15 protein-coding genes and 1 pseudogene are annotated in these 14,613 nt (G+C 60.3%); 3 read left to right on the forward strand and 13 right to left on the reverse strand.

The window, feature by feature from the left end; translation table 11 throughout:
• The 3 genes and pseudogenes from AKL28_RS24580 to AKL28_RS18055 form a co-directional block, all read right to left on the reverse strand.
• Positions 1–108: pseudogene (locus AKL28_RS24580) on the reverse strand (branched-chain amino acid ABC transporter permease); the annotation flags it as partial.
• A gap of 577 nt (positions 109–685) precedes the next feature.
• Entirely contained in the window at positions 686–1,651 is a 966-nt protein-coding gene (ispH, locus tag AKL28_RS18050) for a 4-hydroxy-3-methylbut-2-enyl diphosphate reductase (RefSeq protein ID WP_050469546.1), read from the reverse strand.
• 56 nt (positions 1,652–1,707) lie between these two features.
• Complete coding sequence (locus AKL28_RS18055; protein ID WP_050469547.1) at positions 1,708–2,163, reverse strand: FKBP-type peptidyl-prolyl cis-trans isomerase; 456 nt, start codon at positions 2,161–2,163, stop codon at positions 1,708–1,710.
• A gap of 162 nt (positions 2,164–2,325) precedes the next feature.
• Here AKL28_RS18055 and radC point away from each other — a divergent pair, with 162 nt between their 5' ends.
• The 3 genes from radC (at position 2,326) to rpmG (ending at position 3,637) form a co-directional block, all read left to right on the forward strand.
• Positions 2,326–3,000: a RadC family protein gene (gene radC / locus AKL28_RS18060; RefSeq protein ID WP_050469548.1), complete on the forward strand. Its 675-nt coding sequence runs from the start codon at positions 2,326–2,328 to the stop codon at positions 2,998–3,000.
• A 208-nt stretch (positions 3,001–3,208) separates the two neighbouring features.
• Positions 3,209–3,445: a 50S ribosomal protein L28 gene (rpmB, locus tag AKL28_RS18065; protein WP_006463730.1), complete on the forward strand. Its 237-nt coding sequence runs from the start codon at positions 3,209–3,211 to the stop codon at positions 3,443–3,445.
• Between the two features lie 24 nt (positions 3,446–3,469).
• The gene (rpmG, locus tag AKL28_RS18070) at positions 3,470–3,637 is read left to right on the forward strand and encodes a 50S ribosomal protein L33 (RefSeq protein WP_006463731.1); all 168 of its coding nucleotides are present in this window, start codon (positions 3,470–3,472) and stop codon (positions 3,635–3,637) included.
• A 273-nt stretch (positions 3,638–3,910) separates the two neighbouring features.
• Here the strand turns inward: rpmG and AKL28_RS18075 are convergent, their stop codons facing one another.
• The 10 genes from AKL28_RS18075 to AKL28_RS18120 form a co-directional block, all read right to left on the reverse strand.
• Positions 3,911–5,107 (reverse strand): DesA family fatty acid desaturase, encoded by a 1,197-nt coding sequence (locus AKL28_RS18075; RefSeq protein ID WP_050469549.1) that lies wholly within the window; start codon positions 5,105–5,107, stop codon positions 3,911–3,913.
• A gap of 67 nt (positions 5,108–5,174) precedes the next feature.
• On the reverse strand, positions 5,175–6,539 hold the full coding sequence (locus AKL28_RS18080; protein WP_050469550.1) for a mechanosensitive ion channel family protein: 1,365 nt from the start codon (positions 6,537–6,539) through the stop codon (positions 5,175–5,177).
• A 56-nt stretch (positions 6,540–6,595) separates the two neighbouring features.
• Complete coding sequence (locus AKL28_RS18085) at positions 6,596–7,153, reverse strand: phospholipase D family nuclease (protein WP_050469588.1); 558 nt, start codon at positions 7,151–7,153, stop codon at positions 6,596–6,598.
• A gap of 17 nt (positions 7,154–7,170) precedes the next feature.
• A complete protein-coding gene (locus tag AKL28_RS18090; RefSeq protein ID WP_050469551.1) occupies positions 7,171–8,427 on the reverse strand; it encodes an RsmB/NOP family class I SAM-dependent RNA methyltransferase in 1,257 nt (418 codons plus the stop codon).
• Positions 8,428–8,469: 42 nt separating this feature from the next.
• Complete coding sequence (purN, locus tag AKL28_RS18095; RefSeq protein WP_050469552.1) at positions 8,470–9,117, reverse strand: phosphoribosylglycinamide formyltransferase; 648 nt, start codon at positions 9,115–9,117, stop codon at positions 8,470–8,472.
• Between the two features lie 89 nt (positions 9,118–9,206).
• Positions 9,207–9,695 (reverse strand): barstar family protein, encoded by a 489-nt coding sequence (locus AKL28_RS18100; RefSeq protein WP_414735703.1) that lies wholly within the window; start codon positions 9,693–9,695, stop codon positions 9,207–9,209.
• A gap of 4 nt (positions 9,696–9,699) precedes the next feature.
• On the reverse strand, positions 9,700–10,095 hold the full coding sequence (locus AKL28_RS18105) for a guanyl-specific ribonuclease (protein WP_050469554.1): 396 nt from the start codon (positions 10,093–10,095) through the stop codon (positions 9,700–9,702).
• A 201-nt stretch (positions 10,096–10,296) separates the two neighbouring features.
• The gene (locus tag AKL28_RS18110) at positions 10,297–11,496 is read right to left on the reverse strand and encodes a patatin-like phospholipase family protein (protein WP_050469555.1); all 1,200 of its coding nucleotides are present in this window, start codon (positions 11,494–11,496) and stop codon (positions 10,297–10,299) included.
• An 88-nt stretch (positions 11,497–11,584) separates the two neighbouring features.
• A complete protein-coding gene (locus AKL28_RS18115; protein ID WP_050469556.1) occupies positions 11,585–12,343 on the reverse strand; it encodes an SDR family NAD(P)-dependent oxidoreductase in 759 nt (252 codons plus the stop codon).
• A 132-nt stretch (positions 12,344–12,475) separates the two neighbouring features.
• Positions 12,476–14,518 carry a sodium-translocating pyrophosphatase gene (locus AKL28_RS18120; protein ID WP_050469557.1) on the reverse strand — a complete coding sequence of 681 codons (2,043 nt, stop codon included), beginning with the start codon at positions 14,516–14,518 and terminating at the stop codon, positions 12,476–12,478.
• Positions 14,519–14,613: the final 95 nt, after the last annotated feature.

A 14,613-nucleotide genomic window follows, 5' to 3' on the forward strand; every position in this document is an offset into this window, starting at 1 on the left:
GTTGATCAGGTTCAGTACCCCGTACACCATCGTGTAACCCAAGGCAATCAGCGCGTACATGCTCCCTAGCACCAAACCGTTGATGATCTGCTGGATGAATATGTCCATGAATAACTCTTCAATCTGAAATGACGAAAAACGCAAATGCCCACGAGATTGTCGGCACTTCGCGAAAGCATGCGGATGAGCAAAATCCGTTCCCGCTTGCCGGGTGGAATTCATGCGTCTCTGCACAAGACGATGCGGCCTTCATAAAAACGCCAGCATCAGCCACTGTGCAGGGCACTGAATTCTTTGCGCGGGGGATATTGCGATAGGGTCAGCCGCTGCCGCCTCGGATGCGCGAGCTTCGACTCAGTCTAGAATGCCGGATGTGCCGGCACATGCCGACGGGCATATGGATATGCATGGTGGGGTCTCCCTTGTCTCCTGTTTGCGCCATTGTTTGGCGTCGTGCCCTACCTGTTGGGTGGGCCTTGCGCGAGCCTGCCTGTTGGGTGGCCCGTCGATATTGGTGCGGAATTATACGCAGAAGCTGCGCACAATCCAGTCAAAAAACAGTGCTGTTACATAAGAAATTGCGGTAAGACCAGTGAACCTCATCACTTTGATGCAAGAAATATCCCCAAAATGAAAAAGGCTTGCATCGGCAAGCCTTTTTCCGGTTCTTTCATTGCCGCGCCGCTCAGGCGCTTTCCTCTGCAGGCGTCTTGCGGGCATTCAGCCCCTTGGGCAGCGGGAAGGTGACGTGTTCTTCGATGCCCTCCAGCACGCGCACGCTGCGCGCGCCGATTTCCTTGATGCGCTCGATCACGGCCCGCACCAGCACCTCGGGTGCCGACGCTCCGGCCGTCACGCCGATGCGCAACTTGCCCTCTACCCACTCGGGCTTGATCAGCGCAGCGTTATCGACCATGAAGGCAGGCACGCCCTTCTTCTCCGCCAGTTCGCGCAAGCGGTTGGAGTTGGAGCTGTTGGGGCTGCCGACCACGATCACCACATCGACCTGCGGCGCCATGAATTTCACGGCCTCCTGGCGGTTGGTGGTGGCATAGCAGATGTCGGCCTTCTTGGGTTCGGAAATCGCCGGGAAACGTTCGCGCAGGGCAGCGATGATCTCGGCGGTGTCGTCCACCGACAGCGTAGTTTGCGAGACATAGGCCAGCAATTCCGGATCGGCCACCTGCAGGCGCACCACGTCTTCCACGGTTTCCACCAGATGCATGCCTTCTTCGGTCTGGCCCATGGTGCCTTCCACCTCGGGGTGGCCGGCGTGGCCGATCATGATGATCTCGCGGCCTTCGCGGCGCATCTTGGCCACTTCCATGTGGACCTTGGTGACCAGCGGGCAAGTGGCATCAAACACGGTCAGCCCGCGCTCAGCGGCTTCCGTCTGGACCACCTTGGGCACACCGTGGGCGGAGAAGATCACAGTGCTGCCGGCCGGGACATCGGCCAGCTCTTCAATGAACACGGCGCCCTTGGCGCGCAGGTCCGCCACCACATAGGCGTTGTGGACGATCTCGTGGCGCACGTAGATCGGTGCGCCGAACTGCTGCAATGCGCGTTCGACGATTTCGATCGCACGATCGACGCCGGCGCAAAAACCGCGGGGCTGGGCGAGCAGGATTTCGGATTCCGCTTTATCCATGGTGGCTTCCTTGATTCAAAACTTGTCTACTGCCATGTAGCCGATATTGGCTCGGCTTACAGAATTCCAATGATTTTCACTTCAAACTTCAGCGTTTGGCCGGCCAGCGGATGATTGAAATCGAAGATGGCCCCATCATCGTCAATCGCACGCAGGATGCCGGCAAAACGGCCGCCGCCGGGTGCGGCGAAATCGACCAGGTCGCCGATGCGGTAATCCTCGTCCATCGCCGAGTTTTCTTTCAGCGTAGCGCGCGAGATGCGCTGGATCAGTTCGTCGCTGCGCTCGCCGAAAGCTTGCTCGGGCGCCAGCTCGAAAGTCTGGTGCGCGCCTTCCGGCAGGCCCAGCAGGCAGGCTTCCAGGAATGGCGCCAATTGCCCTTGGCCGAACTGCAGCGTCGCCGGGTTTTCCTTGAAGGTGCTGACGATATCTTCGCCATCCAGCGAAGCCAGGCGGTAATGCAGGGTGAGGTAGGCGTTGTCGGTGACGACCGGGACAGATGGGCTGGACATGAAAGGAAATCAGAGATGCATAAGAACCCGTTATTGTAAGCCACGTTTGCTTCCAGCGCCGCGCCGGACAAAGCGTGTAGCGCTGCCATCGGCCCGATGTCGCGGAAAAGTGCCGATCCGCCTCAAGCGCCGCCCCCTATTCCCTGTTTATTGATTTCAAAGATGGCAATCACTGATTGGCCCGAAGACCAGCGGCCGCGAGAACGGCTGATCCGCCAAGGCGCGGCTGCCCTGTCGGATGCGGAGTTGCTGGCCGTGTTCCTGCGTGTAGGCGTGACCGGCAAAAGTGCCGTAGACCTGGCGCGCGAGATGCTTCAGTGTTTCGGCTCTCTGGACGCATTGTTTGGCGCCGGGCTGAAAGACTTTTCCCGGATCAACGGCCTGGGCCCGGCCAAATATGCCCAGTTGCAGGCGGTCATGGAGCTCGCCAGGCGGGCGCTGGGCGAGGAACTGAAGGATGGCGCCCTGCTGAACTCGACCCAGGCGGTAGGCCAGTATCTGCGGCTCCTGTTCAAGAACAAGGCCCATGAATCCTTCGTGGTGATGTTTGTCGACATCCGCAACCGCCTGATCGCGGTGGAAGAATTGTTTCGCGGCACACTGAGCCAGGCCAGCGTCTACCCCCGCGAAGTGGTGAAGGCGGCGCTTGGACACAATGCGGCCTCAGTGATCCTGGCGCACAACCATCCCTCCGGCGATCCTGAACCCAGCCAGGCCGACCTGGTGCTCACCCGGGCATTGAAAGACGCGCTGGCGCTGGTCGATGTGCGGGTGCTGGACCATTTCGTGGTGGCTGGAACACGCACCCATTCCTTTGCCGAGCATGGGCAGATATGAGTTTTCCAAGCTTATCGGCTTGCACAAACCTTTGCCAATCAAGGGCTTACGGCTGAAAGCGATGTCACTTGTGACGATATACAACCAAATTGTTAAATATTAAAATAAACAATAGACACAATTGTTTTCTGCAAGTCATTGAAAAATCAATGTTTTTTCCCTATACTCACGTTTTTCCCAAATTCGGAAATTTTTAAGGAGCATTAACATGGCACGTGTCTGCCAAGTCACCGGGAAGGGGCCGATGGTCGGCAACAACGTTTCCCATGCAAACAACAAGACTAAGCGTCGCTTCCTGCCCAACCTGCAGAACCGCCGCATTTTCGTCGAATCCGAAAATCGCTGGGTTTCCCTGCGTTTGTCCAACGCTGGCCTGCGCGTGATCGACAAGATCGGCATCGATGCCGTTCTGGCTGATCTGCGTGCTCGCGGCGAAAAAGTCTAACTAGCAGAGTAAAGGAAATCTATCATGGCGAAATCCGGCCGCGACAAAATCAAACTGGAGTCGACCGCAGGTACTGGTCACTTCTACACCACCACCAAGAACAAGCGTACTACGCCCGAAAAGATCTCGATCATGAAGTTCGATCCGAAGGCACGTAAGCACGTCGAGTACAAAGAGACCAAGATCAAGTAATTGATCCGCTCTTGATGAAGAACCCCGCCAAGGCGGGGTTTTTTATTGCCTGCGCGATTCATGCCGCGTCAATGCGGCAAGCTGTCGCTGCACGCATGTATGTGGCGCCACACGTCAAATGACGGCACACTGCATGCCGCTTTCGACAATCGCTCTGCCGCCCTCCTTCGGATTGGACGGAAAGCCGAAAAACAAAACCCCGCGGACTTTCGTCGGCGGGGTTTTGTTGTGAGAGGCAGCAGCCGTCAGGCTTGCCAACCCCTCAGCGTCGGATCACGCGTAGCTGCGCAGGCGCAATGCAAAATCGCGCAGGGCCTTGATGCCGGATGCTTCAGCACGGGCACACCAGTCTTGCAATTGGTGCAGCAGTTGCTCGCGGGTCGAGTGCGAACGCTCCCAGATCGCGCCCAGTTCGATGCGCATTTCATGCATGGTCTGCAGCGCCTTGCTGTGCGTGAACAACTCGGACAGCTGTTGCTTCTGGCCATCTTCCAGCTTGGCCGGCTCGCGCTGCAGCAGCTTCTTGGAAGACTTCAGGAAGCGCGATTCCAGCTTGGCCTTCTCGATCAGGTGATCCAGTTCATCCTTCCAGGCATGCTTGAGCGAGCTGGCGTACTTGGCGGTAACGTCGTAACGGTTGGAAATGACCGATTGCAGCGTATCGAGGTCGACGGCAGCCTTCTTGCTGTCGAACTTGGGCACCGGCGCCACTTTCTTCACCTTGGCCAGGCCAAAGGTTTCGAGGATGCGGATATACATCCAGCCGATGTCGAACTCATACCACTTGGACGAGAACTTGGCCGAGGTGCCGAAGGTGTGGTGGTTGTTGTGCATTTCTTCGCCGCCGATGATGATGCCAATCGGAAACAGGTTGGTCGCGGCGTCGTTGCAGTCGTAATTGCGGTAACCCCAATAATGGCCGATGCCATTGACCACGCCGGCAGCCCAGAACGGGATCCATGCCATCTGGACCGCCCAGATGGCCAGGCCGATGGCGCCGAACAGCAGCACGTCGATGATCAGCATGATGCCCACACCTTGCCAGCCGTACTTGCTGTAGATGTTGTGCTCGATCCAGTCGTCGGGCGTGCCGTGGCCGAATTTCTCCATGGTCTCGGCATTCTTGGACTCGTTACGGTAGAGCTCGGCGCCTTCCCACATCACCTTCTTGATGCCGCGGGTCTGCGGGCTGTGCGGATCCTCTTCGGTTTCGCACTTCGCATGGTGCTTGCGGTGGATGGCGGCCCATTCCTTGGTCACCATGCCGGTGGTCAGCCACAGCCACAAACGGAAGAAGTGGCTGGGGATCGCGTGCAATTCGAGTGCGCGGTGCGCCTGGCAACGATGCAGGTAGAGAGTCACGCCCACAATCGTGATATGCGTCATCACCAATGTGTAAATGACAATCTGCCAACCGCTCGCGTGCAGCAAGCCGTTGGCAACAAAGTCGAGGATCGCATCTAAGGTCATCACTACTCCAAATAAGAAACTACTATCGGATAACGAACTTGTTCCGTGAAAATGTTTTTATTTTCTTTTAATTTCGCTGCATTGTACGCGAATTCTTCTCGTCTGGGCTATCAGGAGATTCCGGAACAACAGTTGCGGCGCTCTGGTTGAAACTGCGCTCGTCCATGATCCGGATGTCGCGCTTGGCGTGCGCAACCGCGATTCCATGCTGCTTGAATGCCTTCCATATTGCCCTGTTGACATCGGAAAGCACATTCAGGCGGCCATTTTCCGGATCGGTGATCCAAAAACCCAATTCCAGCTCCAGGCCGTCCGCCCCGATCTTGATCAGCAAGGCCTGCGGCGCGGTCTGTTGAGATACCCGCTGCACTCCAAGTGCGGCCTGCTCCATGATAGACAAGACTGTTTCCACATCGTCCTGATACAAAATTGTAAGCTGTGTGGACAAACGTACAATGCGGTGGGTCAAGGAATAGTTCTGGACCGGATTGGCCATGAACATTTCGTTGGGCAACACCGACTCGATGCCGTCCAGGCCCTCCAGGATCGTATACCGGGTATTGATCTGGGTGACTTTGCCGAAATATTTATCCACAGCAACCATGTCGCCGATCACCATGCTCCGCTCCAACAGGATGACGAAGCCGGACACGTAGCTGCTGGCGATCTTCTGCAAACCCAAACCGATACCCACGCCAAGCGCACCGCCGAACACCGACAGCACGGTCAGGTCGATGCCCACCAGCGACAGGCTGACCAGGAAGGCGATCAGGATCAGCACCGCCTTGGTCAGGCGCGCCACCACCGTGCGCAGCGAGGAATGCATGGTGCTGACCTTCATCAGCCGGTTTTCCAGCACCGCGCCTATCCACAGGGCGATGATCAGGGTCACCAGTACCGACGCGCCGGCTTGCAAGATCGTCAACAACGATGCCTTATGGCGTCCCAGCGGCAGTTCGGTACGATCCAGATACTCGACGAAATCAGGCCACAGTCCGGTGATATAGAGCAGCACGCAGATCCACACCAGCGCCGCGATGGCCTTTTCCGACAGGTGCAGCAAGGCGCCTACGGTGGCGTCCTTGACGAAGATGCCGCGCAGCACATAGAACACGAAGCGCATCGATACCTGGGCAACGGCCAGCGGGAACATGATTTCCCACAGCGATACCGGATGGCCGATGCGTTTGAGGCAGAAATAGGCAGCTACCAGCAACCCCAGCGCCAGCAGCGGCGACAGCACGCGGGAAAAGCTCTTGACGCCGATCTGCATCATCCGCGACTGCTCGTCGCCGCGGTCCAGTCCAAGGATCTTGCGCAGCCAGCGCGAGAGCGCTATCCCGCCCAGCACGCACAGCAGGATGACTGCCAATTGGCGCAGCAGGTCCAGCGGCTGGTAGTCGGTAAAAAGAGAAAGGAAATGGTCGGTCATGGCTGGCCGGCGCAATCAGGAAAAGACAAGATGAAGCCTGGTCATCATCACCGCACTCATGGCGCCTGCTCCGCATCCTGGCGGTGGCGCTCCCAGTTGGTCGCATAACGCGCCGCCAGCGGTGGATTCTTGCCCAGCACCAGGATGTTCTCGGCGTTCTTGTGCTGCGCCGACCAGGTGAAATTGAAACTGCCGGTAATCACCGTCGCCGATGGCAAGGCGGCATCGATCACGATCACCTTGTTGTGGGCGTTGCGATAACGCGTCTCCAGCCAAACCGGCACGCCGGCATCGCGCAATTGCCTCAAGCGCTCGGTGGAATTCTTGTCGAGCTGGCCGCCATCCATCAGCACGCGCACATCGACGCCGCGCTTGCGGGCCGCCACCAGCGCATCCACGATGGGCCGGTTGGTCAACAGGTAAGCCTGCATCAGCACCTGCTTGCGCGCCCCGGTCAGTTGGTCGACGATCAGGCCTTCGATATCGTCCCAAGGCGCAAAAGCAGCCTGCACCGTACCTTGCGCGGCCACGGCCGGCACCGCCGCCTCTCTGGCCAAGGCGGACGAAGCCGCCACCAGGCACGACAGCAACACCGGCACCGCATGCCGGCACAGGCGATGAGATGCCAGGATCAAGCGCGGCGCTCCAGTACGGCGGCGAAGAAGCCATCGGTCTGATGCAGGTGCGGCAGCAGCTTCAGATAGTCGCCCATCTCCAGCACGACCTTCTGCTCGGCCAGTACCTCGCTCATGGGACGCAGCATGAAATCGGGATGCGCTTGCAGGAAGTCGGCGATCACCTCGTCGTTCTCCTCTTCCAGGAAACTGCAGGTGCCGTACACCAGGCGTCCGCCCGGACGGACCAGACGCGCGGCGCTGGCCAGGATACTGCTCTGCTTGGCACGCATTTCGGTCAGGGTTTCAACGCTCTGGCGCCATTTCATGTCGGGATTGCGGCGCAACGTGCCCAGGCCGCTACACGGTGCATCGACCAGCACGCGGTCGATCTTGCCGGCCAGGCGCTTGACCTTGGCATCGTTCTCGTGGGCGATCACCACCGGATGTACATTGGACAAGCCGCTGCGCGCCAGGCGCGGCTTGAGCTTGGCCAAGCGCTTCTCGGAAACGTCGAAGGCATACAGGCGGCCGGTATTGCGCATCAATGCGCCCAGCGCCAGCGTCTTGCCGCCGGCGCCGGCGCAAAAGTCCACCACCATCTCGCCGCGCTTGGCGCCGACGATCTGGGCCAGCAACTGGCTGCCCTCATCCTGCACTTCGATCGCGCCATCCTTGAACAGCGGCAGGTTCTGCAGCGCCGGCTTTTTCAGCACGCGCAGGCCCAGCGACGAATACGGCGTGGGTTCGCAAGCCACCGGCGCCTTGGCCAGTTCGGCGATCACGGTGTCGCGGTCGGCCTTGAGCGCGTTGACGCGCAAGTCGAGCGGCGCCGGACGGTTCATGGCATCGGCCATTTCCAGCGTGGCGGCTTCGCCCACGCGCGCCACCAGCTTTTCATACAGCCAGGGCGGCAGGTTGCTGCGCATCTGCGGCGCCAGCTGGCTGCGGTCGATCTGCGCCACGCGCGCCAGCCACTCGCCTTCGCCCTCCTGCAAGCCGCCCAGCGACTCGGCGCCGACAGCATCGGCCAGGCCCAGCAGCGCCATGCGGCGCATCATCGGACCCGCGCCGGATTCGGCAAAGTTGGTCAGCACCGTCTTGTTGCGCAACAGGCCATACACTGCCTCGGCGATCACGCCGCGTTCGCGGCTGCCCAGCTTGGGGTGGTCGCGGAAATAGCGCGACAGCGTCACGTCGGCCGGGCCGGTGAAGCGCAATACCTCACGCAGCAGTTCTTCGGTATGGGGGATGATCGCGGGAGGCAATCTCATGCTCGGTCCTTCAGATTCAAAAATGGGTAAGCTTGCAACGGCTCAGATTGCAATAACGGATGCGGCTTCGGTCGCGCCGACAGCGGCTGGCGTCAAACGCACGCGGGCGCCTTCCAGCAAAAGACGCCCTTCGACGAACCAGCGCACGGCGCGCGGGTAGATGACATGTTCCTGTTCCAGCACACGCTCGGACAGCGCTTCTTCGCTGTCGCCTTCCAGCACCGGCACGCAAGCCTGGGCCACGATGGGTCCATGGTCCAGGTCGGGGGTGACGAAATGCACGGTCGCGCCATGCAGCTTCACTCCCACGGCCAACGCCTGGTGATGCGTCGCCAGGCCAGGGAAACTGGGCAGGAGCGACGGATGGATATTCAGCATGCGCCCCCTGTAATGGTCCACAAAAGGCGTGGTCAGGATGCGCATGAAGCCGGCCAGCACCACCAGATCAGGCGCATAGGCGTCGATCTTGGCGCGCAGGGCAGCATCGAACTGGTCGCGTGTGGCGTAATCGCGATTTGGGATGACCTCGGTCGGGATGCCGTGTGCCGCGGCAAACTCCAGGCCGCTGGCGTCGGCGCGGTTACTGATGACGGCGGAAATTCTGGCGGGCCACTGTTCGGCCTGGGCGGCACGGACGATGGCTTCCATATTGCTGCCTCGTCCGGAAATCAGGATGACAATGCTTCTCATGGTGTGCGCATTGTACCTGCTGGCGGCGTCCTGGCCGCCGATTTTCGCGAGGCGGACCGGCGACCGTGGCGGAAATGATTTACCCGGATTTACTGGAAAGAATAAAAAACCCGGAACGCGATTTTCTTGTCGGCCCAGTAGTCGGCCGCGTCGCGGAAGACGTCGAGCAGGGTTTCGCGGGCTTCCTTGTCGAACTTCTGGGTATTGGGAAGTTGTTCCAGCACCACGACAAAACCGGGCTGCTTGCCGGCCTTGTGCGTCAGATCGGTCAGGCAATCAGCGAGCGCATCGAAATTCTTGCCGAAGTGCCTGGGAAAGTGGAATGCGCTGGCGATGGTCGTCAGCACCTGCTGTTTGGTGGTTGCCTCGGCGCAATAGGCATAGAGAAAGTGCTGCTCAAGACGAGCAGCCTCTTCCTGCAACTCGGTCACGCGGAAAGCGCGGATCGACTGCACTATATTTGGCGGCACCGTTTTAAACAAACTCATTCTCCCTTCCCATCCATGACGAGGTAGTGTAGTGGTATCCCTGGCTGGCAGCCGGGCTTGCCTACCCGGCCTGCTTGCGTTGCTTGAAATCCGATCAGTCGCGAATCCGGCGGAACGTCTTGTAGTGGTCGCTCGTGTAATAGTATTCGCCGGATGTTGTCGGATCACCGCCGCTGATGATCCTGCGGGCCCCGCGGTTGCGCGCATGCGGGGTTTTTACCGTGAATTCGTGATAATACCCGCGCTTTTGCTTGGGTAAAACCCCCTCATAATTGCCGAAAACCACACCATCCTTGGCGTACGGGAAAGGGCCGCCCTGACGGATCAGCCCCATGGTCTGCTGGGCTTCGCGCGGCAACTGGTCAAGCGTGACATCGGCCATGCCGCCCGGCTGCGGACCGCGCGCCTGGACCGGCGCAGCCAGCACCAGTGCGGCCAGGAAGACCAGCCAGTACTTCAGGAAAAAGGATGAAATGACTCGGGCTCGCATTTTATTGATTGCAATAATATTAATTTTCAGCAATACGACATCGTAGATTAACGTTTTGCTTTCGGCTAAGCAACCATGACATTCACTACTGTATTGCTCTGGAGCAAAACGGCGACGCAATGCGGCATTGCAACCTGGCCTCAAGCGTTCTTCTCACCAGCAGGTTAAATGGGAACAAACCCGTGATACCTCGACCAAAGCTCAGGCTTGGAGCGCTTGCGCCGTTTCCGGTTCAAAAAAAGCCAGAACTTCATCGCGCTTGCTATAGGTATCGCTCTCGCCCAGCGCAATCAGCTCGCGTGTAAAGCTTTGCTCAAACAGGAGATACGACGCCAGCGCCGAACCGCGCGCCTCGGTGGCGCCGATGCCGCCCAGCAAGGTACGTATCGGCCGGGGCAAACTGTCCACATGGCGGCTGGCGATGCTGTCGATGCGCTGCGACGGCGAAATCACCAGTGTCTCGATCGGCTTGAGCGGCGTGCGGGCGCACTGCTCGGGGGTAAGCACCGACAGCGTCTGGTTGACGCGATGGGTGCGCTCGATATCGGCCGACAAACCGTCGAGGAAGATGCTCGACATCGCATGGCCGGCCACTTGCGCCAGGCTGGGATATTGCGGCGTGTTGGTGGGCGCATTTTCGCCCTCCTCGCCCATGCGCCCGGCGCCGATCACCAGCACCTTGGTAGCGCCCAGGTGGATGGCCGGCGAGATCGGTGCGATCTGGCGCATGGAGCCATCGCCGCAATATTCGCAGCGGCCGTTGATATAGACCGGGATGGCAGGAAAGATGAACGGAATGGCCGACGACGCCAACAGATGATCGATGCCGATCTGGTCGCGGATCGCCAGCCGCTGCGTGCGGCGCCACGGCTCGATTTCGTCCTGGCACTGGTAAAAAGTGATGTGCTGGCCGCTGGTGTAGGAAGACGCCGTCACCGCCAGCGCATGCAGCTTGCCCTCGGCCATCGCCTCGTCCAGCCGCGGCAAATCGAGCAAGCGGTGCAGCATGCTCACCAGAGGCGTGTTGTCCAGCAGCGAGTTAGGCGGATGGGCGCGCCATTTGCGCAACAGCCAGCCGAAAGAAAACAGCGACAGCCAGCGCGCACCCGAACGCAAGATCCCCAGCGAATCGGCGCGGTAGACCTGCTCGACCTTGAAATTAGCCCAGACCGCCATCAGCTCGCGCACCGCTTCCCCGAAATCGTCGGCACGGCAAGCCAGCGCGGTGGCATTGATCGCCCCCGCTGACGTGCCGCAGATAATGGAAAAGGGATTGCGGTGAACCGGCCAGCCGGATTCCAGCAAAATCAAAGAAAGGGCGTTGAGCACACCCACTTGATAGGCCGCCCGCGCCCCCCCTCCGGTCAGGATCAGTCCTGTTTTATGTTCTGTTGACTCCATGCTAACAGCTTAGCAGCAGCCCCCTGCCGGTGGCGAAAAATATTGAGATGCAATGCACAAATGACGGCCCGTATTACCTCCCGCCGCGCTATTTCGGCGGCATGCGGATGGCGCCATCCAGGCGGATGGTTTCGCCGTTGAGCATCACGTTTTCGATGATGCTCTTGGCCAGTTGCGCGTATTCGGTCGCACGGCCCAGGCGCGGCGGAAAAGGCACGGCCTGGCCCAGCGAATCGAGCACCTCCTGCGGCATGGCCAGCATCATCGGCGTTTCGAAAATGCCGGGGGCGATGGTCATCACGCGTATGCCGGTGCGCGACAGGTCGCGCGCCATCGGCAGCGTCATGGCAACGATGGCGCCCTTGGATGCGGAATAGGCGGTCTGGCCGATCTGGCCATCGTAGGCGGCGACCGATGCGGTGTTGATGATCACGCCACGCTCGCCCTCTTCCGCCGGTTCCGTTTTGGACATTGCGTCGGCGGCAAAGCGCGCCATGTTGAAGCTGCCCACCAGATTGATGTTGAGCGTTTTCATGAACAGCGCCATGGTATGCGGCCCGTTCTTGCCGATCAGTTTTTCGGCCGGCGCAATGCCGGCACAGTTGATCAGCCCACGCACGGTGCCCAATTGCTGCGCGGCGGGCACCACTGCCTGCGCATCCTCTTCGGCGCTGACATCGCAGCGCACGAAAACACCCTTCAATTCCTGCGCCAGCTTGCCGCCCACTTCTTCATTCAGGTCGGCCAGCACCGGCTTGCCGCCCGCAGCGGCGATCATGCGTGCGGTAGCCGCGCCCAGTCCTGACGCGGCGCCGGTCACGATGAAAACATTTCCTTCGATACGCATTGTGTCTCCTTGATGGCAGTGCTGATTCAGCACTGCCTTATTTGCCCAGATTGTTGCGTTCGGAGATTATGCAGGAAACGCCGCACGGCGGACTATCCGTGCGGCGACAATCGAGGCAGCGCTGCCTTAGCCTCAAGTCGGTAACGCCGGCAGCACCGGCACCAGCAGCAAGGCCACGATATTGATGATCTTGATCAGCGGATTGATGGCTGGCCCAGCCGTGTCCTTGTATGGATCGCCCACGGTGTCGCCAGTCACGGCCGCCTTGTGCGCGTCCGAGCCCTTGCCGCCGTGATGGCCATCTTCGATGTACTTCTTGGCGTTGTCCCAAGCGCCGCCGCCGGTGGTCATCGAAATCGCCACGAACAAGCCGGTCACGATGGTTCCCATCAGCAGCCCTCCCAGCGCTGCCGCGCCCAGCAGCATGCCGACCACGATCGGCACGATCACAGGCAGCAACGAAGGCAGGATCATTTCGCGGATGGCCGACGAGGTCAGCATGTCCACCGCGCGGTCATATTGCGGCCGGCCGGTGCCATCCATGATCCCCGGGATCTCGTTGAACTGGCGCCGCACTTCGACCACCACGGCGCCGGCCGCACGGCCCACCGCTTCCATTGCCATGGCGCCGAACAGGTAAGGGATCAGGCCGCCGATGAACAGGCCGATGATCACCGCCGGGCTGGACAAGTCGAAGGAAGTGCTCTTGCCGACGCTATCGAGCGCATGGGTATAGTCGGCAAACAGCACCAGTGCCGCCAGTCCGGCCGAACCGATCGCATAGCCTTTGGTGACGGCCTTGGTGGTATTACCCACCGCATCGAGCGGATCGGTGATGGCGCGTACCGAATCCGGCATGCCCGACATCTCCGCAATGCCGCCGGCGTTGTCGGTGATGGGTCCATAAGCATCCAGCGCGACGACGATGCCGGCCATCGACAGCATCGACGTGGCCGCGATGGCGATGCCGTACAAGCCGGCCAGCCAGTAGGCAGCGATGATGGCCACGCACACCGCCAGCACCGGATACGCGGTGGACTTCATCGATACCCCAAGGCCGGCGATGATGTTGGTGCCGTGGCCGGTGGTCGATGCCTGGGCGATGTGGCGCACCGGCTTGAAGTCGGTGCCGGTGTAGTACTCGGTGATGTAGACCATCAGCCCGGTCAGCACGATGCCCACTACTGCCGAGCCGATCAGCGGCAGGCGCAGCTCGGGTGGCAGCATCAGCCAGCTGACGATCACAAAGCCGACCAGCGAAAGCCCGGCCGACCACCATAGCCCGGTATAGAGCGCCGACATGATCTTCTTGCCCGGCGACGCCTTGACCATCGAGCAGCCGACGATGGAAGCCAGGATCGATACGCCGCCCAACACCAGCGGATAAAGGATGGCCAGCACTTCCATGCCTTTCAACATCAGGCTGCCCAGCAGCATGGTCGCCACCAGCGTGACCACATAGGTCTCGAACAAGTCGGCCGCCATGCCGGCGCAGTCGCCTACGTTATCGCCCACGTTGTCGGCAATCACGGCCGGATTGCGAGGGTCATCTTCGGGAATGCCGGCCTCGACCTTCCCCACCAGGTCGGCGCCGACATCCGCGCCTTTGGTGAAGATGCCGCCGCCCAAGCGGGCGAAGATGGAGATGAGCGAAGCGCCGAAGGCCAGCCCGATCAATGGTTTTATGGCGTCATGCAGGCTGGGTGCGCGCCCTTGCCCATATTCGAAGAGGAACCAGAAGAACAGCGTCACGCCCAGCAGGCCCAGCCCCACCACCAGCATGCCGGTGATCGCCCCGCCGCGAAACGCTACATTGAGCGCCTCGTTCATGCCGCGCGTGGCGGCTTGTGCGGTGCGCACGTTGGCCCGCACCGACACGTTCATGCCGATGAAGCCGCAAGCGCCCGAAAGCACCGCGCCCAACAGGAAACCGAGCGCGGTCGGCCAGCCCAGTCCGGGAATGAACGCGATCACGATCAGCAGCACCACCCCGACCATGGCGATGGTGCGGTATTGCCGCGCAAGGTAGGCGGACGCGCCCTGCTGGATCGCGCTGGCGATGTCCTGCATGCGTTCGTTGCCGGGGTCCTGCTTGAGAATCCAACTGCGAGATACGAGGCCATAGATCACTGCGACGACGCCGCAGGCAATGGCAAACCAAAGGGCTGTAGCCATGCATGTCTCCTTTATTATCACGACTCATCAACAATCACGAACATCTGCCGCTGCTGCCGGCACAGGAACATTCCTGTCGCCGTCAGCAGCCACCG

The sequence above is a fragment of the Herbaspirillum chlorophenolicum genome, from assembly GCF_001189955.1.
Taxonomy (GTDB): Bacteria; Pseudomonadota; Gammaproteobacteria; order Burkholderiales; family Burkholderiaceae_D; genus Herbaspirillum; species Herbaspirillum chlorophenolicum.